Origin of the sequence: Thermodesulfobium acidiphilum (assembly GCF_003057965.1) — a bacterium.
Taxonomy (GTDB): Bacteria; Thermodesulfobiota; Thermodesulfobiia; order Thermodesulfobiales; family Thermodesulfobiaceae; genus Thermodesulfobium; species Thermodesulfobium acidiphilum.
On sequence record NZ_CP020921.1, the window covers coordinates 1371012 to 1395076 of the forward strand.

Genomic DNA, 24065 nt, shown 5'->3' on the forward strand with positions numbered 1-24065 from the left:
TAGAAAGATGTGCAATTTTTACACAAACCTTCATGGCTTTATCCTAATACTTTAATTTTATAATTTTAACAAATTCGATCTAAAAGTCAAACTATTTTTCCTGAACTTCTGCGTTGATTATCAATTAAAGGCTTTATATGTTATTATATTATTATTCTAAAGAGTATTGGGAGCAAATATGAGAAAGTTATTATATATCCTTTTTGCTTTTTTATTTTTTGCAATTTTAGGTACAAATTCTGCTTTTGCAAATATAGAACTAATTGGGCCAGGTAAGCCAAACCCTCCTGGAGATTATATTTCAAATCTAAATCCTGTTTTGATCTGGAGTTCAGATAAAGATAGTTCGTATTTTAAAGTTGCTATATATCTAGAAGATAACAACTCTTTAGCACCAAAAATTGTTAGAGAATGGCTCTTTATAAAGGGTACTTCTATCAGAGTTCCAGATGGTGTTTTGTCGCCAAATAACACATACTTTTGGACAGTTACTGATATGCAAAACTCTACCACTAATAATTACCTGTATTTCACCACTGTAAATCCAATAATAGTTAAAATTCTCGAACCAGGATCTGAAACATTTCCAGGATTTTTTGTCAACCCAGATGACTTAAAATTTATCTGGAGATCTGAAAACGCAGATAAAATAAATTTGATAGTCTTAAGAATTGAAAAAGAAGGAAAAACTACTATATTATCAAAGGAATTTAACTCAAAAGAAAATGAATTTGACGTTTCTAGTAATCCTGATATTAAAAAGCTTTTTACCAGTGGTGATTATGAATATTACATTGTTGCCACATCAGGAAGTAATACAAAGGTAACATCAAGCAAGTTTTTTAGGATAAAATAACTATTTAAACTATTGGATCTTTCAGGAGAGTTGGTAATGGACAAAGAAAATAAATTAAAGATAGACGATTTAGATATAAAACTTATAAAGCTTTTACAAGAAGATATTCCTTTAGTAGAAAGGCCTTTTTTAGAAATATCAAAGAAATTAAACATAACTGAAAAAGAAGTTATTTCCTGGGTCAAAAAGTCATTAAATAGTGGTCTGATGAGAAGATTTGGGGCAAGAATTAGCCATAGAAAGATAGGAATAAATGCGAACCCAATGATAGCATGGAAAATTCCAGAATCAAGAGTAGAAGAATGTGGTAATATCCTTGCAAAAAATCCAGATGTAACTCACTGCTATGAAAGGGCTACCTCAGATGAATGGCCATACAACATTTATACAATGATACATTGCAAAAGCAAGTCAGAAGCTGACAAAATTGCAAAAAGTCTATCAGATCAAATAAAAATAACTGATTATATCTTATTGTACAGCATAAGGGAGTTGAAAAAGACCCATATGGCTTATTTTACCGACAAAAAGGGTAAATAAAAGGGAGTGAAAAATTTGTTTTTTAAAAAATCAAAAGAACTTTATGACGAGGCAAGAAAGTATATACCTGGTGGAGTAAACTCACCAGTCAGGGCTTTAAAAGCTGTGGGCTGTAATCCTGCTTTTATAAAAAGTGGCAAAAAAGCTTATTTATTTGACGAGGATTCAAACAAATATATAGACTATGTTTGCTCCTGGGGCCCACTTATCTTTGGTCATGCAAATAAGAAAATTATAAAATCTGTTGAAGAAGCTTTGTATCACGGCTTTACTTACGGTGCTCCTACAAAAGTTGAAGTTGAGTTAGCTAAATTGATAACAAAGTGTGTCCCTAGCATAGAAAAAGTAAGATTGGTATCCTCAGGCACAGAAGCTACAATGACTGCTATCAGGTTAGCAAGGGCTTATACAAAAAGAGATAAGATAATTAAATTCAAAGGTTGTTACCACGGTCACGCTGATAGCTTCCTTGTTCAGATGGGATCAGGAGGCCTTACTTTCTCTATTCCTACTTCACCAGGTGTCCTTGAAGATGTAGCAAAAAATACCCTGCTAGCAAACTACAACAATAAAGAAGATGTAAAAAACATTTTTAACACCTTTAAGGACCAAATCAGTGCAGTAATAGTAGAACCAGTAGCAGGAAATATGGGCATAGTAAAGCCAGAAGATGGCTTTCTTAACTTTTTAGCCGAAATTACGCGCGAAAATGGATCACTTTTAATATTTGATGAAGTTATTACAGGCTTTAGATTAGGGCTTGCTGGCGCTCAGGGAATTTATAACATTAAACCCGATATCACTACGTTGGGGAAAATAATTGGAGGAGGTTTTCCACTTGCCGCATTTGGTGGAAAAGCTCAAATAATGGATTTGCTCTCACCCGAAGGTCCAGTTTATCAAGCTGGCACATTATCTGGTAATCCAATAGCCTGTACAGCTGGGATAACAACTATAAAGATGTTACTTGAAGATCCCCCATATGATAAACTTGAAAAAATTACCAAATATCTTACAGAAGGAATGAAAGACATATTCAAAAAATATTCAATAGACATATACATTTCACAGTGTAGTTCAATGTTTACGCCATTTTTCTGTAGTGGAAAAGTTACAGATCTTGATTCGGCAATAAAATCAAACACACAAATGTATTCAAAATTCTTTCAAGGGCTTTTAAATAAAGGTGTATATCCTCCAGCATCACAATTTGAAGCATGGTTTGTTTCAACAGCCCATTCACAGAAAGATATTGATGCTACTCTTGAGACAATTGAAAATGTTGCCAAAAATTTCTAAAAATAATTTAATCGTTGGCTTTGTTGTACTCTTTGTATTAAGCGTGCTTATACCTATAATTTCAAAAATACTACTTTTTTTTATAGCATTTCTTTTAATCTACCAATATTTCTTAAAAAAAAGACAATGAAAGTAATTGCAATAAGCGACGTTCATACTCCTCAATATTTATGGATGTTAAAGAAAAAATTAGAAACCTTAGATAACGATATTGACCTCATAATTGGAGCAGGAGATTTAATATACAAGGGGGCAAGTTTAGCAATTAACAGTTTAACTTCTACAATAGTTGAAAAGTTCAATAAATTTGTGCCCTTTTTTACGTGCTTCGGAAATGAAGAGTATTTCAACACAGAACCTAAATTAAAGCAACTTAAATATCCTATTTATTTAGATACAGACTTTATCAAACTAGGGAAACCTGAATGGACATTTTTCTTTACAAGAGGTATTTTAGCACAACCAACTACCTGGCAAAAAAAGCATATGAAAGATGCAGAAGGAATATATGAAAGAAAGCTAAGTGAAATACGTTCTATAATTGAGAATCTAAAAAAGCAAACAGACAGAATAGTTTATATAAGTCACTATGCTCCTACATATAGAACCCTGGAAGGAGAAAACCAAGAAAGCTTAGAACTATTAGGAAGCAACAAGGTTGAAAAACTTTTATTAGAATTTGATATCCCACTTGCAATACATGGGCACTCTCATCACTCAACCAAACCTATTGTAAGTATTGGAAAATCAACTATAATAAACGCTGCTATAATGGTTAATAAAGCTATCCCGACTATAATTTTAAAGGACGGTGTGAGTATTGAACATATTAGCTAATGTTGGTAACACTCCCTTAATAAAGCTTGGTAGCTTTAATGATAAAAATATATTTGGCAAATGGGAAGCAAAAAATCCTATGGGTTCAATAAAGGATAGAGCAGCTCTAAATATGATAGAAACAGCAATCAAAGAGGGAAAAATTACCTCTGAAACGATAGTGGTAGAAGCTACATCTGGAAACACAGGAATAGGACTTGCTTTTGTCTGTGCAGTTAAGGGTATAAAATTAAGAATTTATCTCCCAGAACACATGAGCGAAGAGAGAAAAAAGATCTTAAAAGCATTTGGCACCCAATTGATTCTCACCCCAAAGAATAAGGGCATTTCAGGTTCTGTGATAGCTGCAAAAGAATTTGCAAAATCATCTAATGCTTTTTATGTTGATCAGTTCAACAATCCCTCCAACGCTATGGCACATTATATTAGCACTGCTCCAGAAATATATAGAGATATGAAAGGAGAAATTGGAGCTATCGTTTGTCCGATAGGAAGTGCGGGCACCATAACGGGCATTGGTAAATTTATGAAATCAATAAATAAGGAAATAAAGATAATAGGAGTAGAACCAGAGTTAAGCCCCACCATTAAAAGGGGCATTAGTGCACCTCATAAAATTCAAGGAATAGCGCCAGGTTTTGTTCCTGGCATATATAATCCTAATGTCGTTGACGACATTATATGCGTTTCAGATGATGAAGCATACGAAATGACTAGATATTTAGCTAGAAAAGAGGGTCTTTTTGTAGGCATATCATCAGGAGCAAGCTTAGCAGCATCGTTAAAACTCAATGTTGAAAAGCCAATAGTCGCAATACTCCCAGACACGGGGGAAAGGTATCTCTCAGTAGAAAATCTATTCAATGCATAGAGCAATACTTCTTTTTTCAGGAGGCTTAGACTCCCTGATTGCAGGGAGAATCATACAGGATCAAAATATTGAGGTAATTCCAATCAAGTTTACTACCCCTTTTTTTGAAGCTGACGAAAGAGTTAAGGTATACGCAAGAGAAGCAAGATTAAAAGAACCTATATTTTTTGACGTTACTGATCAATTTTTTAATATATTAAAGAATCCAAAATACGGTTTCGGAAAATCACTTAATCCTTGCATAGATTGTCATAAATTAATGATTGAAGAAAGCATAAAGTTGCTTAAAGTTTTTGACGCATCATTTGTTATAACCGGAGAAGTTTTAGGTGAAAGACCCATGTCTCAAAACAAAAGAAGTCTAAATTTAGTTGCACATAATTACTCGGATTTAGTATTAAGGCCACTTTCAGCTAAGCTATTGCCAGAAACCAGCATTGAAAGGTCTAAAATTGTAAACAGAGAACTTCTCGAAGGCATTTCAGGAAGATCGAGAAAAAAACAGAAAGAACTCGCAAGGCTTTTAAACATAAAGAAATATCCCGCACCAGCTGGCGGCTGCGTTCTCACAGAAAAGCAATTTGGAAATAAGATTAAGAAATTAATTGACCTGGGTATGTTAACAGCAGATTTTTGCAGGCTGATAAAAAATTCAAGGGTGCTCTTTGTTGAAAAGTATAATAACCTCCTGATAACTGGTCGTTGTGAAAGAGAAAATCAAATGATCCAGAATTTTGCTGAAAAGTTTGGAATATCTTATTTTATGCCAAAAAATGAGAAAGGGAGCTATCTTTTGCCCATAAAAGCAGCATTTAGTGAAGAGGAGAATATTTTCTACGCAAAAGTTACTGCCTCATTCAATGATGAAAAAGATAATGAAGTCGAAATCATCACCTCTGATCACAGCCAGAGCTATAAAGTTTTGGCTCTAGAAAGAGAAGAAATAAATAAATTCTTATTTACTTAGATTAAGCCAAAATATTTAAGCAAAGAACTTCACGTAATTAAGATCCTTCTTAACCACCACTAATTTTGGTAATACTCTTCCCAAAGTAATTTTGAGCAAATTCAGCAACCTTTTCTTTGTTAATGTCTCCTTCAATAGTGCCAATATTTACTCCCGAAACGCTTAGATCCCAATCTACCATCCATGCTCTTCTGGCTTCAATTTTGGCAAAAGTGCCATCAGAAAACCAAACGTCATAAACCTTATAGAAAACAAACTGATCGCTTTCTGCTCTAGCCGGCACATTGGTGTTTAACACGAAGTCATAAGAAGTGAAAACAAACGTTGACACACAAAGGATACACAAAAATATTAAAAGTCTAAAAAATTTCATTTATCCTCCTGAAAACGAAATATTCATTTCATAAAGTAAATTTTATCACACCTTAATTACTACTACAAAATCTAACCCCTAATCCTTTCTACATATATTCTCTCTGGATAAACAATAAGCCCAGAAGGGTTCGGTTTAGAAAGCCCCTTTACCCAATTTCTGTAAGCTACAATACTTTTTGGATACCAAAGAAATACATATGGCTGATCTTGAACTATAATCTTATATACTTTTCTATAAATCTTCTTTCTTTTTTCTTGATCAATTGTTTGCCTACCTAATATAATTAATCTATCCACTTCTGGATTATTATAACCATTTAGATTAAACCCATTAGGATATTCTTTCGAATACCATATTCCATATGGATCTGGATCAATGCCCAAACCCCAACCCATTATTGTGGCATCAAAATCCTTTTTTTCTGATGTCAATCTTTGTAAAAGACTGCTCCATTCTAAGGTAACCAGGTCCATCTTTATTCCTCTTTTTTCAAGATATTGTTGAATAATAACTCCAGCCATTTCTCTATCTTTGCTGCCCTGTCTTATAAGACAGGTAAATCTGAATGGTTGATTATTTTTATACCTTAAACCATTAGAACCTCTTTTCCAGCCAGCACTATCAAGAATTTCGTCTGCTTTCTCAGGATTATATTCCGGATACCATAACCCTTCAGGATAAGACCAATCAAGAGGACATGTTGGATAGTTAAGTACTCCACCATAACCCATCAAGACTGCTTTTACAAGCGCATCTTTATCGATTGCATGAGCAATTGCTACTCTTACATTTCTGTCTTCGAACAATCTATTTTTTAGGTTAAACCCCAAATAAGTATAGGCTTTTATTGGATAAGAAACAACTGTACTTGTTGGATCTTCTTTTATCCACGCCACATCCTTTGGTCTAAGATCAACCATATCTATGTCTCCAGTTTCATAAGAAAAGACTTGAGAACTACTATCAGGAATTATTTTCATAATTAAAGAATTTAATAGTGGCTTTCCCCTGTAATATCTTTTATTCGATTCAAGTAATATTTTGTCAGCAACCTGCCATTTTTTCATAATAAAGGGTCCCGTCCCAATTGGCATTCTATTAAAATCTGATGTATTTATATCTTGATTCTCCAGTATATGTTTGGGTAATATTCCAATTCCTAAATTAGATATAAATGGGGAAAAGACTCCAGGCAAAACAAAATCCAAAGTAAAATTATCAACCTTTATAACCTTTATCGGCACGTTGTCAACGACCATATCAGATCTTCTAACAGTATTTGTTTTTGGATCAAGAATTTTTTCATATGTAAAAACGACATCATCAGCAGTTAATCTAACGCCGTCATGAAAATAAACGTCCTTTCTCAAAACAATTCTATATACCAAACCATTATTTAAAATCTTTATACTTTCAGCCAAATCCGGTTGGATCTTTTGATCCTCATCAACTCTTATAATTCCATTGAAAAGAAAATCTATAACAGAAAGGGATGCCGAATCAGAAGCAAGTATAGGATTAAGGGTTACAGGGTCACTTCCCAACGACAAAACCAGACTATCCTTGGGAAGATTTACTGTAGAACAACCTGAAACAAGAGAAAATCCAGATAGAGTTAGAAAAGCCAAAAAACTCCTTCTAGTCAAAATATCTCCGATCCTTAATCTTTTAACAAAGCTATTATAATATAATGGTATCAAATAAACAATTATTTTTATACATCCAAATTTAATTGCAGGAGGAGGAGAAATTTGAAAATCAGATTTGATCAAAAAGAACTTGTAGAATGGGCAACACAAGTGTTAAAAAAAATGTCTATGTCTGAATCAGATGCAAAAACTACAGCCACAATCCTTGTAAAAGCAGATCTAAGAGGAATCGAAACACATGGTCTAGCAAGGTTACCTATCTATGTTGAAAGAATAAAAAAGGGGGGTATAAATCCAAAACCAAACTTAAAAGTTCTAAAAGAAACTTCAGTAACCACTTTAATTGACGCCGACAATGCAATGGGTCAAGTCGCAGGACAGTTCGCCATGTCAAAAGCAATTGAAAAAGCACATAAAACTTTTGTTGGTATTTCATCAGTTAGAAAGGGCAACCATTTTGGAATAGTTGCTCATTACCTTGAAATGGCATTAAATAATAATATGTTTGGTATAGCTACTACAAACACGTCTCCCCTCCTTGCTCCCTTTGGCGGCAGAAAGGCAATTCTTGGTACTAACCCAATTGCTTTCGGATTTCCAGGAGGACAATTTTACCCAATAATTCTGGACATGGCATCTTCGGTCACATCCAGAGGGAGGATAAAAATAGCACAGTTAAATAACGAAAAAATACCTCTTACTTGGGCTGTTGACGAAAGAGGAATTCCTACCGATGATCCAAACGAAGCCTTAAAGGGTGCCCTACTTCCATTTGGAGATCATAAAGGTTACGGTTTGGCTGTAATAGGGGATATTTTAAGCTCAGTATTAAGCGGTGCAGGATATCTCATTCATACTGGAGAACTTTATAAAGAACCAGAAAAACCTCAAAACTTAGGATTCTTTATGATGGCAGTAAAATTAGAAGCCTTTATAGATGTAGACGAATTCAATCAAAGAATAACAGATTTTATCAAGACAATTAAAGAATCTCCTAAAGCTGAAGGGACAAAAGAAATATTTATGCCAGGAGAAATTGAATATATAAGAGAATCAAAAAATATAAAAGAAGGAACCCCCTTAGGTGAAAACGTAATAAAAGAACTAAAAGAATTGGGAAGTTCAGTAGGAATAGAATTTAATTTAGCGCCAAAAAATTAGAACAAAACATTTTAAATTAAAAAATTACTTTATATTCAAACCCTACACTATAAGCCCCGCGAAAGAGATTTGCGGGGCTTATAGTATTTATAATTATAAATCAAGGGCTTTACTGATAGCTTTTAAATCCACAAACTCCTCTACCATAGCAGTTGCCCTCTGGATCTTTTTCTCTTCTCTGATGCGAGCTCTGCCAAAAACTCTCTCTACAAGCTCAACTACAGTAAGCGTATCTTGTTTCACAAGAACAATTGGGACACCTGCATCCTCAGCTTTGGCCAAAACAACATTACTTGGATAAAAGTTTCCCGTTAATACAAGTACTTTGGTAGGCGTTTCCAATGCAGCCATTTGAATATCTGATCTATCTCCACCAGTTATAACAGCCTTGTTTATTACCCGTCTAAAATATCTAAGAGCATTATCTACACTCATAGCACCAACAAGAAATCTTTCAACTAGTTCATCAAGTTTGTCTTCCTGACAAAGTATTTCACCGTTTAATACCTCTACCAGTTCACGGATGCTAATAGACTTCAAAGTTTCATCCTGAGGAATTGCCCCAAGGAAATTAATACCTTTACCCGTCAGATATGGGATCAAGAGTCTGTGATGATATTCTCTGCAAGCTTGTGTTCCACCTGTTACAACAAAGCCTACAAGTCTGTCTTTAAAAATTTCCTTCGCTTCGAGAATGTGATCTGCAAGAATATCTGTTTCACACCTTGCAACCACTATCACCTTTAGATCGAGTAACTCAGCTACATCTTTTGGAGCAAGGCTATACATCTTACCCTCTATAAAATTACCTACTCCCTCTACAAGAATGACCTCATTCTTACCTAAAAGCTTTTCATAGCTTTCCTTTACCTGTTTTGTAATATCTGTCACCTGAGATTTCAGAAACAGGACAGCTAAATCAGGCGTCATTACAACAGGTACCATTTCATCAAGAGGATCTTTCAAACCCAATGCCTTACGAGCAGAAACAGCATCTTCGTCTGTCAACAAACCCTCTTCTCTCGTCGGGAGATTCCCCAGAGGCTTAAAGTATGAAACCTTCTTTCCTTGAGCTTGGAGGTTTCTCCCAACTCCCAAAAGTACAGTGCTCTTTCCTACAAATGATTCCGGTGATACAAAGTAAAGCCCTTTCATTCTGTCCCACCTCCAACGGTTAATCTCATATCAATTGCTACCGCTCCCTCTTCAAATACTCTTAATGGATTGATATCTAATTCTACAATTTCCGGGAAATCGGTAACCAGATTTGATACTCTTAGTATAGCATCAACAATCGCATTTTGATCAACACCTTTTTCACCTCTTATGCCTGATAGTAGCTTAAAGGATTTAATTTCCCTTATCATATTCAATGCATCACTCTCAGAAACAGGGACTATTCTAAAAGAAACGTCCTTTAAGACCTCTACGTAGATACCCCCAAGACCGAACATAATCATATGGCCAAATTGAGGATCTTTAACAGAACCTATTATTACGTCTTTTCCAGGAGGAAGCATCTGTTGGATTGATACACCCCAAATTTCAGCATCAGGAAAGTATCTTCTAGCAGATATCATAATATCATCAAAAGCCCTAATCACTTCATCTTTATTTTTAAGGCCTACTTTTACTCCACCTACGTCAGTTTTATGTAAAATATCAGGAGATGCTATCTTCATAACTACTGGAAAACCTAATTCTTCTGCAAAATCACTCGCTTCAAGACTAGTGGTAGCAAGAAGCGTTTTCGGAAGAGAAAACCCATATCCCTCAAAAACTTCTCTTACTTCCCAATCACCCAAACTAGGCCTTTTTTTTCTATCTTCTGATCTCAAAGACTTCGCAGCTAGTTCAAATTTTGTATCAAACTTTCTGTATATGGGCTCAGGTTTATTTAACCAGACTCTTCTGTCGTGCATAGACTTAAAAACAAAGCCCGCCCTTTCCGGAAAAGAATAATTTGGAATGCTATTTTCCATTAAATATTTGGTAGCAGCCAATATTGTTTTCCCGCCCATAAATATTGAAAAAATTGGTTTTTTAGGATCTTTAGCTCTAACAATACTTTCTGCAGTTTCCATTACCTGAGTATAAACTTGAGGAGTAAGTATTATCATAATTCCATCAACATTTTCATCCTTCAAAACTTTACTCAGAGCAAATTCATATCTATCAGCTAGGGCATCACCAAGCACGTCTACAGGATTATAAACCGCGGCAGCAGAAGGGAGGTTTTTCCTCAATTCTTCTACAGTATCGTTTGAAAGATTTGCAATTCTCAATCCAAAATTCTCAATAGCATCAGAAGCCATGATGCCAGGTCCACCCGCATTAGTAACAATGGCAATATTGTTTCCGTTTAAAAGCGGCTGATATGCAAATCCAATTGCAAGGTCAAACAGATCTTCAACTGTAGACGCCCTTATAACTCCGCATTGTTTAAAAGCACAAGTATATGCCTGATCAGAACCAGCAAGAGAGCCGGTATGGCTTGTTGCAGCCTTTGCGCCAGCAGCCGTAGTGCCAGATTTTAGAACTATTATAGGTTTCACTTTAGAAGTTTTATATGCTATTTCCATAAAGGCTCTTCCATTATCAATGCTCTCCAGATACATCAATATTACATCTGTATAGCTGTCATCCTTTAAAACTTCTAAAAGATCTATCTCGTTAACGTCAGCCTTATTCCCAATGCTGATAAATTTTGAAAACCCAATATTGTTAGCTGCAGCCCAATCCATAATAGCAGTAGCAAAAGCGCCGGATTGTGATATAAAGCCAATATTACCCCTCTTTGGCATAAACGAAGCAAATGAAGCGTTAATGTTATTATGTGTATCAATTAAGCCTAAAACATTTGGACCAACAAGTCTAATATTATTTGATTTAACTATTTCTTTCAGTTCTCTTTCCAGCTTTGCGCCCTCTAATCCTGTTTCTTTAAATCCTGCTGTAATAACTATAGCTCCCTTTATCCCTTTTTGAGCGCACTCTCTCATAACAGGATTTACAAATTTTGAAGGAATAACAAATACAGCAAGATCCAAATCGCCTGAAATATCTAAAACGCTTTTATAACACTTGTAACCCAAAATATAATCGGCTTTAGGGTTAATCGGATAAATATTTCCCTCATATCCTCCATCTATAATGTTTTTTAACACCGCATAACCCAATTTTTTTTCCTCGTTTGAAGCTCCAATTATTGCAATAGATTTGGGCTTGAAAAACATATCTAATTTGTCCATTTTATACTCATCGCCTCCATAATTTTTTAATAACAAATGTATTATTTATAAAATCTTAATCAGAAAACGTACCTATCGGGAGAAAGAATATAATTGGGATCTACTGACTTTTTTAAAGAATCCATTAGTTCAACATAAATTTTGCCTGCCCTTTCAAGGAACAACTTTCTCTTTGGTTGCATTCCAAGCTGCCTTTCTGCGATTAATGAACCTTTTTGATTCAAAACTATTTTATAAATTTCATCGTCCTCTGATGGAACTTGCTTTCTAAAAACAAGCACCCCCCCATCCTGAGCGTGAAGCAAAAAATCATAATGCGCCTCTTCCAAATACTTTAAAAAATTTGGGCAAGCTTTAATTGGAAGGGTAACGTCATCAGCAAAAAGTTTATCATCTAATGTTTTTTTCCCCATACTAAGTCTGTTTTCATACATAAAGTTGAAATCTTCTCCTTCGAATGTTTGCGCTTTATCTGACTTGCCAAATTTTAACATTTCTTGTTTTAATCTTTCTACCTCTAATTCTCTTCCCTCAATTAAAATAAACGCTAAATATTTTGAATCAACTTTCAAAATATAATTTGCAATTTTATTACTCATAAAATCAAGCGCACTAACAAATATCTTCAAAGAATTAAAATCCTTTTTAAAATTAAAAAATTCATCAAGCGATTCAAAGGGTAAAATTATTATTGATCTTTTCTCTGGGAGTGGCAAAAGTTTGTACATAAGTTTAGTAAATATGCCTAGTGTACCCTCACTACCGATCCACGCTATTTTTGCATCATATCCAGAAACGTTTTTAACAGTTTTTCCTCCTAATGTAATGATACCGTGAACTGGATTAACTAATTCAATTTGCATAGTGTTAAGTCTTGTATCTGAATATTTTGCAAATCTCATACCTTGATAATTTTCTCCTGCTGCCCCACCAGCAGTCCCATTATAAGAAGAAAAAGAATCAATCGGGAAATAAAGGCCGGATCCTTCAACTTCAGAATAAATATCCTTTATCTTAGTTCCAGGTTCTACAGTAAGTACTAAATCGTGAGTATCCATTTCAATAATTTTGTTCATTTTTGAAAAATCAATTACTAATGAATCTTTTGTAGCCTTAGCACCACCAGATAAGCTGCTCTTTGAACCTCTTGGAATAACCTTTATCTTCTCTTTATTTGCCCAAATAAGAACGTCAAGTACATCCTTGCTACTTTCAGGATAAACTATAGAATAAGGTGTTTCATCTCTGAAATACGTATCGTTATCGAACAAATTTTTTTCTATCTTTTTTGGCTCCAACAAGTATTTTTCACTCCTTTCTGTCATATCAACATAATCCAAACCCTCAAAGATTATTCTGTTTTCCTTTTTTAATCTCATCCCACAAAAGACAAACTGTATGCTTTGTATCTATATTTAATCCTTCTTGTTTAAGAGCACCTGAAATTTGTGCCCTACATCCAGGACATCCAAGAGCTACAACCTTTGCACCAGTATTTTTTATAGCTTCTCTCTTTCTATTAACTATGCTGGTAGAAATATCTTGATAATAAACTGTAAATCCTCCCCCCTCACCACAACACTTTGTTGAATTTTCCATTTCCACAAATTCATAAGAAGGCATTATATCTAAAAGTTCTCTCGGCTGTTTAAACACACCTTGAAGTCTGTTTAAGTGACAGGCATCATGATAAGTTACTTTTACTTTCTCCTGTATATTTTTTGGCAACATCTTCTTCAGGTCAACCAAATGTCTCTCGGCTAAAAATTCAGATATATCATATACCTTTGCACCAAGAGTGCTCGCATCGTCCTCTTTTGTTATCTCAGGATAAACATCTTTCAAAGCTGACCCTCCTGTAGCGCAAGAAATTATGATTGCATCTAGCTTATACCTCTTAAATGCGCTTGAATTTTGTGCTATCTTTTGTTTCAGAGTTTCAAAATCTCCCGCACCATAATGAGGAAAACCGCAACATCCCTGACCTTTTGGAATTATTACTCTATAACCCAAAGAAAGAAGAATGTTTACCGATGCCTCAGCAACGTCCTGGAAAACACTATTTTGGGCACAACCTACAAAATATCCAATATCTCCTAAAGGTATACCCTTCGGTTCTAGCACCTCAGGAAATCTATCCGTAAATGGTCTCGAAGGAATATCTGACAAATCCACAAAAGAAAGTCTCTCCACACTTTTTCCTAAGATTTTTGGAATCGACAAAGACCTTGCAATACTAAAGAGTTTTAATCTATTTGCAAGAGAGAGAATCCCAGTTAATGAAGAAAGCTTTCCTTCGCCTAAAAGCTTTCTGTATATCACAGATTTGATCCAGGGCATATTAAACCTTTTTACCATCTCAGCGCGTGCTGCAGCAAAAACCTTATCAGGAGAAAGCCCTACCGGACAGGCTTGAGCACATGCGTGACAAAGCAAACATTTATTGAAAATCATTTCAATTTTATGATTTGGCTCAAGCTTACCATGTAATAAGGCTTCTGATAGTGCAAGTTTACCTCTTGCACAACCTGTCTCAAGAGAATCCTCATAATAGACAGGACATGTACTTTGACACATTCCACACTTCATACACCTAATTATTTGTTCTTCATAATACCCTTCTAACAGAGGTAAAGAATTGTCATTAGATGTAGTCAAGATGAACCTCCTTAGTACTTACGATCTTATTTGGATTTAATTTGTTATCTGGATCAAGTGCTTTCTTTATATCTCTAAAGAAACTAATACCCTCTTTTTTAAATTCATTTTCCATAAAAGGCGCTTTTACTATTCCTATTCCGTGCTCACCAGTTAAAGTGCCACCTAATTCAATACAATAATCAAATATCTCTTTGATAGCCATATCAACTTTTTTCATCTCTTCTTTGTTTCTTCTGTCAACAAGGATCGTTGGATGAAGATTTCCATCTCCAGCATGACCAAAGCTCCCTATCATTAAATTATATTTGTCCTGAATACCGTGAATCTTTTCAAGCATTTCTGAAACCTTACTCCTAGGAACAGTTGCATCTTCTAATATGGTGGTGGGTTTGAGTCTTGCAAGAACAGGCAGTGCAGCCCTTCTTGCTTCCATAAGATCTAATCTTTCTACATCATTTTTAGCAATAGAAATTGACCTTGCCCCAACATCTATACATATTTTTTCTAAAATATTTGCTGATGCTTCCACATCTTCTGGTTCTCCATCAACTTCTATAAGTAAAAGTGCCTCAATATCTCTCGGAAGACCAATTTTTTTAAAGTCTTCTATCGCATTTATAGTAATTTTATCTAAAAATTCCATTGTAGATGGAATAATTTTGTTTTCTATAATTTTTGCTACTGCATTCCCAGCTTTAGCTACTCTATCATACAACACCAAAAAGGTTTTTCTCGCTTTTGCAGGATATATGAGTTTTACAGCTATCTTAGTTACTATTCCAAGCGTACCCTCTGAACCAACAAATAAATGAGTTAAATCAAAACCAGGAGAACCTCTCAGTGATGAAAAACTCCCCGTTGTTATAATATCCCCATTTGGAAGAACTACCTCGAGACCTATGATATAATCCTTTGTAGTACCATATTTTAAAGCCCTAAGGCCCCCAGCACCTTCACATACACAACCACCAATAGTAGCAACTGCAAGACTTCCAGGATCTGGTGGATAAAAAAGACCTTTTTTTGCAACCTCACAATCAAGAGTTGCAGCAATTACACCTGGCTCAACAATAGCTATTCTATTTTCAACATCTATGTCAATGATTCTGTTTAACCTGTTCAATTCTATCACTATACCACCATCAACTGGAATTGAACCTCCGCTAAGGTTTGTTCCTGAACCTCTTGGATAAACGTTTATATTGTTCTTTCTAGCAAATTTTATTATCTTTGAAACCTCTTCAGGACTGTGAACAATTACAACCAGATCTGGGATTCTATGTAGCTGAGTAGCATCATAAGAATAAAGCATTAATTCACTTTCATCTACTAATACATTTGAATCCCCAACAATATCCGTTAATTCTTTTATTTTAACTTTATCCAACAAGATATCACCTCCTGCTAGCATTTTACAACTATTTTTATAAATAAATTGCATGTTATTAAATTCAGACAATTCGCAACATTATATGTAGTATTTCAGAATAAAATATACCAGCATATTAAAATCCCAGTTTGATTTTATTTTTTTTGTTTAAAAATAAACTTTAATAAAAAAATTTGAAGTTAATCAAGTATCTTAAAATTCTGAACAGTTTATTACTTCACTGCAATATAAATAGTACTAACCCCCGCACACACATGTGCAATATAAACCTTTTTAAAACCTACGCGTTTTAATAAAAGGGTAATCTTTTCAGGCGATAAAAAAGCTCTAAGAGATTGCCCAAGATATTCATATTCTTCTCTACAGCCTATTTTTTCTCCAAAAAAGGGTAAAATTTTATCTAAATAAAACCAAAATAAATTTTTAAAAATTTTTGGTTCAGAAAGTTCAAGAAAACCAAAAACTCCTGGTTTCTTTGTAATTCTATATATTTCCTTAAAAGATCTCTCTATATCTTCTAGATTCCTCACGGTATAAGAAGAAATAATCGCACCAAAGGATTCATTTTCAAAAGGCATGTCTTCAGCAAAAGATTTTACAATTTCTACATTTTTTATGTTGTTTCTCTCTATCCTTTGCCTTAGTTTCTTAATCATATTATCGTTTATATCGAGAGCTACAACTCTAACGTCTGGATATCTTTTTTTAACCAAAAAAACCAAATCACCAGTTCCACTACCTATATCAAGGACGTCTGAGCCTTTATAAAATTTAAAAGTTTCCTTGATAAGCAAGTTTTTCCAATCCCTGTGCATACCAAGCGTCATAAAATCATTCATATAATCGTAAACGTTCGATATCTTAGAAAACGTTTCCAGAACCAATTCTTTTTTTGGCAATTTAACCTCTAAATTTCTTAATTATTAAACAAGCATTATGTCCGCCAAACCCAAAAGAATTAGATATAGCATATTCACACCTTTTCATATTCTGACCATTATTTGGTACAAGGTTCAATCCTTCAGCCTCGTCACAAGGATCTTCAAGATTAATAGTAGGAGGTACAAAGTTTTCTCTCACGGACATAATTGTAGCAATTAGTTCTACAGCACCAGCTGCACCAAGCAAATGTCCTATCATAGATTTATTTGAAGTAATAAAAATATTTTTCGCATGGTCTTTAAAAACTCTCTTTATAGCTTTTAATTCACCTTCATCACCAGCAGGGGTGCTTGTGGCATGCGCATTAACCAAATCTATCTCTTCATATGAAATGGATGCATCTCTCAAAGCTCTATTTATACACGTATATGCACCATCACCTGAAGGATCCGGAGCTGCCATATGATATGCATCGCAGGACGCACCGTAACCCACAAGTTCGGCATAAATCTTTGCACCCCTTTTCAAAGCGTGTTCTAACTCTTCTAAAACTATTATGCCAGATCCTTCTCCCATTACAAACCCATCTCTTGATTTATCAAATGGTCTACTTGCAAGTTCTGGCGTGTCGTTTCTACAGGTAGACAATGCTCTCATCACACAAAAACCATTTATTGCAAGTGGAGTAACAGCAGCTTCTGCCCCTCCACAAAGCATAATATCAGCATCTCCGTAAACTATACTTCTAAATGCTTCTCCAATAGCGTGATTACTTGAAGCACAAGCTGAAACAGGCGCAAAATTAGGCCCCTTCAATCCAAATTTAATAGCTACGTATCCGGAAGCCATATTTACTATCATCATGGGAACCATAAATGGCGATCCTTTCATCGGTCCTTTTTCATAGAGAACCACAGCCTGTTCTTCCATAATATCTATTCCGCCAACTCCTGAACCGATACATACGCCTATATTAGATCTATCAACAATATCCAAAAGCCCTGAATCTTCAATTGCTTCTTGAGCAGCAGCCACCGCAAATTGAACAAACTTAGAAGTACGTCTTACGTCCTTTTTATCAAAATACTTCTCAGGAGCAAAATTTCTAACTCTACCAGCAATCATAGATGGAAATTCCTGTTTAAAATCATCAATTTTAATTATACCACTTTTCCCATTTTTAAGCATATTCCAAAACATATCTACATTATTACCAAGAGGGGTAACACAACCCATCCCTGTAACAACTACGCGCTTTCTCATGACAGCTCCTCCTCGGCTTCATGTACAAAATTTTCTATAATTGTCTTCACGGGAAGAATATCATTATACCTGAAAACGTTTGAACCGCTGAAGAAAAGCCCATTCTCATAATCACCAAGCCTTGCCGATTCTAGAGCTAATCTTATACAAAAAGATCGAGTACACTTTTTTATACAACCCTCACATACTTTCGGCTTAGGGGGATTACCTTCAATAATCTTTTTTGATAACGGGGTAAGAATAGCCCTTCCAGGAAAACCCACCGAACTCATTATCTTAACCACATCTTCAGCTTTTGCCTCTAATAAAACCTTTTTAAAGACAGGACTAACGTCACATTCTTCTGAAAGAATAAATCTTGTAGCTACCTGAACCCCACTAGCTCCCATCTTTAAAGCTCTAGCCATTTCTTTGCCAGAATAAATTCCACCAGCTACTATAAGCGGAATAGAAATAACTTCCAAAATTTCAGGCATAATGTCCCAGGTAGATCTGTCAGTACCCAGATGACCTCCTGCTTCTGTACCTTCGAGTATTATTGCACTTGCTCCCAACTTCTCGGCAAGTTTGGCCAATTTAGCAGAAGAAACAATGGGTAAAATAGGCGTTTCAGATTCTTTAGCCCATTTATAGATGTCTCTCGAGAATCCAGCACCAGTAGCAATAAAATCGATTCCCTCTGCAATAGCTGTCTTAACAACTCTCTCAAATTGGCTATAAGCAAACATTACATTTATACCAATAGCTCCATTACCTTCAGAGATCTCTCTTGCCAATTTGATTTGATTTATAAGTTCTTCATCACCCATTCCAGTTGCAGCAATAATGCCACCTGCACCTTCCCTTGCCACAGCTCCTGCAAGGGGTGCAGTGGATACTCTAATAGCCATTCCCCCCTGCAAAATTGGCAGGGGGATAGTTATTTTTCCAATTTTAAGCGGTTTAAGGATACTGCTCTTCAAATTTTGCTTACTCCCAAAAAAATTTATAATAACCAAACAAATTTTTAAATTTATTTTAAATTAAGAATTTCTATTCTCCTACTTTCTCGTATAGGAATTTTACAGCATCTCCAACGGTTTTAATTTTCTCAACCTCTTTATCTGGAATTTCAACTCCGAATTCCTCCTCAAAAGCCATAACCATCTCAACTGTGTCCAAAGAGTCAGCTCCCAAATCATCAACAAAGGAAGAATTCATTTCTATTGTTCCCTCTTCTATTCCAAGCTGATTTGAAATAATCTTTTTAACTCTATCAAATATTTCATTCTCACTCATTAAGTTCACCTCCTTTCAAATTTAAAACATGCCACCATTTACAGAAATAATCTGCCCCGTCACATAATTCGCAGATTTAGCCAACCACAGTGCAACATCAGCAACGTCTTCAGGAGTACCGAGCCTACCCAAGGCAATCGATGAAAGTAGTTTGTTTTTTATCTCATCGGAAAGCCCTGATGTCATATCTGTAACAATATAACCAGGAGCAATAGAATTGACAAGTATTCCTCTTGAACCTAGTTCTTTTGCAAGAGACTTCGTCAAACCAAATAATCCTGCTTTTGAAGCAGAATAATTAGCTTGACCTGGATTCCCTATTTGTCCAATAACTGAAGAAATATTTATAATTCTGCCACTCTTTTGTTTTATCATCCTCTTAGCAGCCTCCTTTGAACACAAAAAAGCAGCTTTAAGATTAACATCTATTACCTCATCCCATTGGGATTCTGTCATTCTTAGTATTAATGCGTCTCTAGTTATTCCAGCATTATTCACAAGGATGTCTATTCTACCAAATAAATTATCCACTTGTTCGAAAAGCGCTTTTACTTCAGCCTCTCTTTCAACTGAAGCCTTAAAAATTTCAGCTGTACATCCCATACTGATTAATTCTTCTTTAATTTCTTTAGCTGCCTCGTCTTTAGAAGCATAATTAATCAAAACCTTCGCTCCATCCATAGCAAAGGCTTTAGCTATAGCTTTACCTATGCCTCTGCTCGAACCAGTAACTAGAGCCACCTTTCCTTCTAATGTCATATTCAATCACTCTCCATCCAAGGCACTACACTCTAGCTTAGTCCAGCGCCTTAACATTGTTGTAAGGATATTTTTTGGACCCACTTCAACACAATTTTCATATCCATCACGAATAATATTCTCAATAGTATCAATCCATTTTACCGGACTGATTATTTGCTTTGATAAAATATCTGGAATACATTTAGTATCTTTGTAAGGAAGCCCATCAATATTTTTATAAACTGGCACTTTAAAATCTTTAAACTCCAGACTCTCTAAAAATTTTTTAAACTCTTTTGCTGCGTCTTCCATAAGAGGAGAGTGAAATGCACCTTCGACCTTTAACTTTATAGCCTTCTTTATATTAAATTTTTTGTAATTTTCCAAAACCCAGCCTATTGCATCATTTTCACCAGAAATTACTATTTGTTGAGTAGAATTTTCATTTGCTACAACACATATTCCGAAACGTGAAGCTTCTTTGCAAATATGTTCAATCATCTCCCTTTCAAATCCGAGCAAAGCTACCATACTACCTCCATATCTTGCAGCACATTCGCCCATAAGATGACCTCTAATATACACGCATCTCAGAGCATCTTTAAAGGAAAGAACATCTGCAGCAACCAAGGCTCCATATTCTCCAAGGCTGTGGCCAGCAGACGCCTCAAAGTTAAAGCCTCTATCGCTTAGATCTTTCAAAAAACCTAAGCTCGTTACTAAAATAGCAACCTGTGAAACATTGGTAGGCAGTAAAGACTCTTCAGATGTTGACATTAATTTTAATATATTTGTCAAATTTAAATCTTCCAATATCTTTCTTACAAATTCTTGAGACTTCTCGCTCAACTTTAAGTGCATATTCAAATATTGCGAGCCTTGCCCTGGAAAAAGCAAAACAGTTTTTTTACTCATAAAGATATCAACCCCGATCCAAATGCAAAACCTGCACCAAATGCGGCAAGAACTATCTTATCGCCTGCCTTGATAACACCAGATCTATAAGCTTCATCAATAGCAATAGGAATTGACGCTGCTGAAGTATTACCAAAGCGCTCTACGTTAACATAAAACTTTTCACTTTCTAATTTAAGATGCTTTCTTACTGACTCTATTATCCTCTTATTTGCCTGATGAGGAATAATCTTTGATATGTCATCAAAGCTTAACTTAGATTCTTCAATAACATTCTTCACAGATTGAACCATAGACCTTACAGCGAATTTAAAAACCTCCTGTCCGTTCATTTGTATAGTTGGCAATCTTTTTTGAAAAGTTTCAAAGCGATCATGATTACTAGAACCACTCCCTGATATCTTAAGGTGATCTGCACCGCTTCCATCACTTCCCAAAAAAAACCACCACTCATTACCGGGCTTACTCTTCAAAATACAGGCGCCTGCACCATCACCAAAAAGTATTGCTGTTTTTCGGTCAGACCAGTCAATAAATCTTGTAAGAATATCTGCTCCAACAACTGCAACACACTTATAAGAATCATTTTGTATAAATTGCGATCCCACACAAAGAGCATATACGAAACCAGTACATGCCAGTGACAAATCAAAAGCAGCAGCTCTTTTTGCCCCAATAGCATCCTGTACAATACAGGCAGTAGCAGGAAAAAGCATGTCTGGAGAAGACGTTGCCACAATAATTAGATCAATCTCATCGGGATTTACATCCCCTAATTTCATTGCATTTTGTAAAGCAGTGATAGCCAGATTAGAGGTTTTTTCACCTCTACACGCAACGTGCCTTTTTAAAATACCAGTTCTCTCTTTTATCCACTCATCTGAGGTCAAAACCATACCTTCAAGCTCGAAATTTGTAACTACGCCTTCAGGTACACATGAGCCCCAACCATATATCCCTACGTCCTTAACTTTCACCTACAATTTTTACCTTTTCTATTAAATTTTCAGAACAAAGTTTTACAGTCTGTAATATAGCATTCTTTGCAGCAATACGTCCACTTCTTCCGTGACCAATTAAAAAGACTTTTTTTACTCCTAAAAGAGGAGCAGCTCCATAATTAGAATAATCAGCACGCTTTACTATTCTTGCCAAAGCTGGATACAAAAGCATTCCCCCTAATCTTGTCATAAAATTTTGTCTTATAGCGTCTCTCATTTCATATCTTAAATAATCTGAGACTCCTTCTGTAGTTTTTAAAAAAATATTTCCAATAAAGCCATCACAAACTAGAATATTGCACTTCCCAAAAAAAGCATCCTTACCTTCCATATTGCCAACAAAATTAATATCACTTTTCGAAAGAAGCTCGTAAGACTCTTGTCTTAGTCTATCTCCCTTACTCTTTTCTTCCCCCACATTAAAAAGACCGACGCTTGGATCTTCAAAACCAAGAAATTTCATATATACACTACCCATTCTAGCAAAATCTAGAATATTTTTGGGCTTTACATCAACATTTGCTCCAGCATCAATTAGAAGAAATCCTCCCCGCTTCGAGGGCAAAAGAACGCCTATCGCAGGCCTTTCAATCCCTTTCAACCTACCTATTCCTAATGTACCTGCAACCAAGCATCCACCTGTACTACCAAGAGATACACAACCAGAAGCAACTCCTTCATTAACTAACTCTATCATCTTATGCAAATTAGATCCCCTTTTTTCTTTCCAAGCTTTTACAGGTTCGTCGTCCATTTCAAAAACTTTTTCGCAAATAATTTCTTTTAATCTATCTGAAGACAAAAAGGGATATAAAACTTTTTGATATCTATCAAAAATTTCTTTTGTGGCTACAGCATAAGTAACAAAATCCGATCTCGCCTCCATTGCAAGCACGAGACCGCGCACAGTTTCTTCAGGTGCCCTATCTCCGCCTAAAAGGTCAAAAGCTATAGAAATCAAGTTGTTATGATCTTATCCTAATATTTATTCTTCCGCCTTTTCTGCTTTGGTTGTAAGAACAACCCTACCTCTATATGTTCCACACTTAGAACATGCCCTATGCGAAAGTGTTGGAGCTCCGCAATGAGGGCAAGTAATAATATTTGGCATATCACCTTCTATGATATACGGCCTTCTTGTATTTTGACGCATTTTAGAACGACGTTTTTTTGGTACTCCCACTAATATTAACCTCCTTAATATCTTCTCTACAAAGAACGCAAACGGGTTTCATTGGAAACCACAACAAAAATTCTTGCCTCAACAATTCCGAAAGATCAATTTCCTTACCATGAATTGCAAATTGATCTTCATTAGGCTTACCCTTAACAAATTCATCGTTTAACTCAAACTCAATCCTCTGCTTAAACTTATTAAGACAGATTGCACACTCCATCACAAGCGTTCCCTTAATTTTGCCCTGTACCAGTATAGCCTTTCCTACATTCGTCAAAGTCAAATCAAAATCAATTGGTGAACAAAATTCAAGAGAGGGCTCATCAAATTGAGCAGCTTCTTGAGTCTTAATCCTGATACTGCTTCCCACATCATCAAGGATTTGCGAGACATCTACTCTCATCTGAAACCCTACCTTTCAAACGAAGCTATTATAAAAATCCTTTTAAAAATTGTCAAACATCAAATATCAAAATCTACAATATCACCTATGCAAACCTTGCCACCTTTTAAAACCTTACAAAATACGCCCTCTTTTAACATTTGATTATAGGGTCTATTAAACTGCAAATACCTAGACTTTTCAAGATGTTCATTTGGGCCCTTGCCTATCTCAACTATTTGTAACACAACCTCTTTTCCAACTTTAAATTTAGTGCCTACGCTCATCTTATATACATCTATTCCCTCAACTGTAATATTATCAGCATAATCACCTGGTTTCAAGTTAAGTTCTTTCGCAATCCCTTTCGAATAGGTAGACAAACTTGAAACACTAACTTGTCTTTGTGAAAGACCGGCATGTGCATCTCCAACTGCTCCATAATTTTCGATAAGTTCAATGCATTGAACGCTGTTTTTTGGAACTCCTCTCTCAGTTGAGATAGCACAGTTTACAACTTTGCCTTTCAAAATTTCCTCCTGGCAATTTAAGTATTTATTTGTAGCTT

The 24065-nt window shown here is 35.3% G+C and carries 25 protein-coding genes; 7 read left to right on the forward strand and 18 right to left on the reverse strand.

The window, feature by feature from the left end; translation table 11 throughout:
- Positions 1 to 178: 178 nt before the first annotated feature.
- From TDSAC_RS06900 to TDSAC_RS06925, 6 genes are all read left to right on the forward strand, one after another.
- Positions 179 to 856: a hypothetical protein gene (locus TDSAC_RS06900; RefSeq protein WP_108309514.1), complete on the forward strand. Its 678-nt coding sequence runs from the start codon at positions 179 to 181 to the stop codon at positions 854 to 856.
- 36 nt (positions 857 to 892) lie between these two features.
- Positions 893 to 1396: a siroheme decarboxylase subunit beta gene (gene ahbB / locus TDSAC_RS06905; RefSeq protein WP_108309515.1), complete on the forward strand. Its 504-nt coding sequence runs from the start codon at positions 893 to 895 to the stop codon at positions 1394 to 1396.
- 15 nt (positions 1397 to 1411) lie between these two features.
- The gene (gene hemL, locus TDSAC_RS06910) at positions 1412 to 2695 is read left to right on the forward strand and encodes a glutamate-1-semialdehyde 2,1-aminomutase (protein WP_108309516.1); all 1284 of its coding nucleotides are present in this window, start codon (positions 1412 to 1414) and stop codon (positions 2693 to 2695) included.
- A gap of 126 nt (positions 2696 to 2821) precedes the next feature.
- A complete protein-coding gene (locus tag TDSAC_RS06915) occupies positions 2822 to 3532 on the forward strand; it encodes a metallophosphoesterase family protein (protein ID WP_108309517.1) in 711 nt (236 codons plus the stop codon).
- Positions 3516 to 4403 carry a PLP-dependent cysteine synthase family protein gene (locus TDSAC_RS06920; protein ID WP_108309518.1) on the forward strand — a complete coding sequence of 296 codons (888 nt, stop codon included), beginning with the start codon at positions 3516 to 3518 and terminating at the stop codon, positions 4401 to 4403. The genes TDSAC_RS06915 and TDSAC_RS06920 overlap by 17 nt, the downstream gene beginning before the upstream one ends.
- The gene (locus tag TDSAC_RS06925; RefSeq protein ID WP_108309519.1) at positions 4396 to 5370 is read left to right on the forward strand and encodes an adenine nucleotide alpha hydrolase family protein; all 975 of its coding nucleotides are present in this window, start codon (positions 4396 to 4398) and stop codon (positions 5368 to 5370) included. Before TDSAC_RS06920 ends, TDSAC_RS06925 begins: the two co-directional genes overlap by 8 nt.
- A gap of 49 nt (positions 5371 to 5419) precedes the next feature.
- Here TDSAC_RS06925 and TDSAC_RS06930 read toward each other — a convergent pair whose 3' ends face one another.
- On the reverse strand, positions 5420 to 5743 hold the full coding sequence (locus TDSAC_RS06930) for a hypothetical protein (protein ID WP_108309520.1): 324 nt from the start codon (positions 5741 to 5743) through the stop codon (positions 5420 to 5422).
- A gap of 71 nt (positions 5744 to 5814) precedes the next feature.
- Positions 5815 to 7392 carry a peptide-binding protein gene (locus tag TDSAC_RS06935; RefSeq protein ID WP_234405735.1) on the reverse strand — a complete coding sequence of 526 codons (1578 nt, stop codon included), beginning with the start codon at positions 7390 to 7392 and terminating at the stop codon, positions 5815 to 5817.
- Positions 7393 to 7497: 105 nt separating this feature from the next.
- Between TDSAC_RS06935 and TDSAC_RS06940 the strand changes: the two genes are divergently transcribed.
- Complete coding sequence (locus tag TDSAC_RS06940; RefSeq protein WP_108309522.1) at positions 7498 to 8556, forward strand: Ldh family oxidoreductase; 1059 nt, start codon at positions 7498 to 7500, stop codon at positions 8554 to 8556.
- Positions 8557 to 8649: 93 nt separating this feature from the next.
- Here TDSAC_RS06940 and TDSAC_RS06945 read toward each other — a convergent pair whose 3' ends face one another.
- The 16 genes from TDSAC_RS06945 to TDSAC_RS07020 all read right to left on the reverse strand — a co-directional run bounded on the left by TDSAC_RS06945 (position 8650) and on the right by TDSAC_RS07020 (position 24027).
- The gene (locus TDSAC_RS06945; protein ID WP_108309523.1) at positions 8650 to 9711 is read right to left on the reverse strand and encodes a phosphotransacetylase family protein; all 1062 of its coding nucleotides are present in this window, start codon (positions 9709 to 9711) and stop codon (positions 8650 to 8652) included.
- Positions 9708 to 11807: an acetate--CoA ligase alpha subunit gene (acs, locus tag TDSAC_RS09235; protein ID WP_108309524.1), complete on the reverse strand. Its 2100-nt coding sequence runs from the start codon at positions 11805 to 11807 to the stop codon at positions 9708 to 9710. Before acs ends, TDSAC_RS06945 begins: the two co-directional genes overlap by 4 nt.
- A 59-nt stretch (positions 11808 to 11866) precedes the next feature.
- Positions 11867 to 13186: an FAD-binding oxidoreductase gene (locus TDSAC_RS06955; protein WP_108309525.1), complete on the reverse strand. Its 1320-nt coding sequence runs from the start codon at positions 13184 to 13186 to the stop codon at positions 11867 to 11869.
- Positions 13152 to 14465 carry a (Fe-S)-binding protein gene (locus TDSAC_RS06960; RefSeq protein WP_108309526.1) on the reverse strand — a complete coding sequence of 438 codons (1314 nt, stop codon included), beginning with the start codon at positions 14463 to 14465 and terminating at the stop codon, positions 13152 to 13154. The genes TDSAC_RS06955 and TDSAC_RS06960 overlap by 35 nt, the downstream gene beginning before the upstream one ends.
- Positions 14452 to 15858: an FAD-binding oxidoreductase gene (locus TDSAC_RS06965; RefSeq protein WP_108309527.1), complete on the reverse strand. Its 1407-nt coding sequence runs from the start codon at positions 15856 to 15858 to the stop codon at positions 14452 to 14454. Before TDSAC_RS06965 ends, TDSAC_RS06960 begins: the two co-directional genes overlap by 14 nt.
- A gap of 212 nt (positions 15859 to 16070) precedes the next feature.
- Complete coding sequence (locus TDSAC_RS06970) at positions 16071 to 16757, reverse strand: ubiquinone/menaquinone biosynthesis methyltransferase (RefSeq protein WP_108309528.1); 687 nt, start codon at positions 16755 to 16757, stop codon at positions 16071 to 16073.
- A gap of 1 nt (position 16758) precedes the next feature.
- Positions 16759 to 18003, reverse strand: a complete 1245-nt coding sequence (gene fabF / locus TDSAC_RS06975; protein ID WP_108309529.1) for a beta-ketoacyl-ACP synthase II — start codon at positions 18001 to 18003, stop codon at positions 16759 to 16761.
- Positions 18000 to 18965: an NAD(P)H-dependent flavin oxidoreductase gene (locus tag TDSAC_RS06980; RefSeq protein WP_108309530.1), complete on the reverse strand. Its 966-nt coding sequence runs from the start codon at positions 18963 to 18965 to the stop codon at positions 18000 to 18002. The genes fabF and TDSAC_RS06980 overlap by 4 nt, the downstream gene beginning before the upstream one ends.
- A gap of 70 nt (positions 18966 to 19035) precedes the next feature.
- Positions 19036 to 19281: an acyl carrier protein gene (locus TDSAC_RS06985; RefSeq protein WP_013756769.1), complete on the reverse strand. Its 246-nt coding sequence runs from the start codon at positions 19279 to 19281 to the stop codon at positions 19036 to 19038.
- 21 nt (positions 19282 to 19302) lie between these two features.
- Positions 19303 to 20040 (reverse strand): 3-oxoacyl-[acyl-carrier-protein] reductase, encoded by a 738-nt coding sequence (gene fabG, locus TDSAC_RS06990; RefSeq protein ID WP_108310353.1) that lies wholly within the window; start codon positions 20038 to 20040, stop codon positions 19303 to 19305.
- A 6-nt stretch (positions 20041 to 20046) separates the two neighbouring features.
- Positions 20047 to 20937, reverse strand: a complete 891-nt coding sequence (locus TDSAC_RS06995) for an ACP S-malonyltransferase (RefSeq protein WP_108309531.1) — start codon at positions 20935 to 20937, stop codon at positions 20047 to 20049.
- Positions 20934 to 21914, reverse strand: coding sequence for a beta-ketoacyl-ACP synthase III (locus TDSAC_RS07000; protein WP_108309532.1), 981 nt, complete (start codon positions 21912 to 21914; stop codon positions 20934 to 20936). The genes TDSAC_RS06995 and TDSAC_RS07000 overlap by 4 nt, the downstream gene beginning before the upstream one ends.
- Positions 21904 to 22899, reverse strand: a complete 996-nt coding sequence (gene plsX, locus TDSAC_RS07005; RefSeq protein WP_108309533.1) for a phosphate acyltransferase PlsX — start codon at positions 22897 to 22899, stop codon at positions 21904 to 21906. The genes TDSAC_RS07000 and plsX overlap by 11 nt, the downstream gene beginning before the upstream one ends.
- 24 nt (positions 22900 to 22923) lie before the next feature.
- Positions 22924 to 23091, reverse strand: a complete 168-nt coding sequence (gene rpmF, locus TDSAC_RS07010) for a 50S ribosomal protein L32 (protein ID WP_234405785.1) — start codon at positions 23089 to 23091, stop codon at positions 22924 to 22926.
- 1 nt (position 23092) lies between these two features.
- Entirely contained in the window at positions 23093 to 23518 is a 426-nt protein-coding gene (locus TDSAC_RS07015) for a YceD family protein (protein WP_108309535.1), read from the reverse strand.
- Between the two features lie 59 nt (positions 23519 to 23577).
- Positions 23578 to 24027, reverse strand: a complete 450-nt coding sequence (locus TDSAC_RS07020; protein ID WP_108309536.1) for an MOSC domain-containing protein — start codon at positions 24025 to 24027, stop codon at positions 23578 to 23580.
- Positions 24028 to 24065 lie beyond the last annotated feature (38 nt).

Coding starts and splice junctions, on each gene's coding strand:
- TDSAC_RS06900 (WP_108309514.1), top strand. CDS start 179: ATGAGAAAGTTATTATATATCCTTTTTGCTTTTTTATTTTTTGCAATT.
- TDSAC_RS06925 (WP_108309519.1), top strand. CDS start 4,396: ATGCATAGAGCAATACTTCTTTTTTCAGGAGGCTTAGACTCCCTGATT.
- fabF (WP_108309529.1), bottom strand. CDS start 18,003: ATGAGAAAGCGCGTAGTTGTTACAGGGATGGGTTGTGTTACCCCTCTT.
- TDSAC_RS06930 (WP_108309520.1), bottom strand. CDS start 5,743: ATGAAATTTTTTAGACTTTTAATATTTTTGTGTATCCTTTGTGTGTCA.
- rpmF (WP_234405785.1), bottom strand. CDS start 23,091: ATGCGTCAAAATACAAGAAGGCCGTATATCATAGAAGGTGATATGCCA.
- TDSAC_RS07015 (WP_108309535.1), bottom strand. CDS start 23,518: ATGAGAGTAGATGTCTCGCAAATCCTTGATGATGTGGGAAGCAGTATC.
- TDSAC_RS06915 (WP_108309517.1), top strand. CDS start 2,822: ATGAAAGTAATTGCAATAAGCGACGTTCATACTCCTCAATATTTATGG.
- acs (WP_108309524.1), bottom strand. CDS start 11,807: ATGGACAAATTAGATATGTTTTTCAAGCCCAAATCTATTGCAATAATT.
- TDSAC_RS06985 (WP_013756769.1), bottom strand. CDS start 19,281: ATGAGTGAGAATGAAATATTTGATAGAGTTAAAAAGATTATTTCAAAT.
- ahbB (WP_108309515.1), top strand. CDS start 893: ATGGACAAAGAAAATAAATTAAAGATAGACGATTTAGATATAAAACTT.
- fabG (WP_108310353.1), bottom strand. CDS start 20,040: ATGACATTAGAAGGAAAGGTGGCTCTAGTTACTGGTTCGAGCAGAGGC.
- TDSAC_RS06995 (WP_108309531.1), bottom strand. CDS start 20,937: ATGAGTAAAAAAACTGTTTTGCTTTTTCCAGGGCAAGGCTCGCAATAT.
- TDSAC_RS06945 (WP_108309523.1), bottom strand. CDS start 9,711: ATGAAAGGGCTTTACTTTGTATCACCGGAATCATTTGTAGGAAAGAGC.
- TDSAC_RS06955 (WP_108309525.1), bottom strand. CDS start 13,186: ATGAGATTAAAAAAGGAAAACAGAATAATCTTTGAGGGTTTGGATTAT.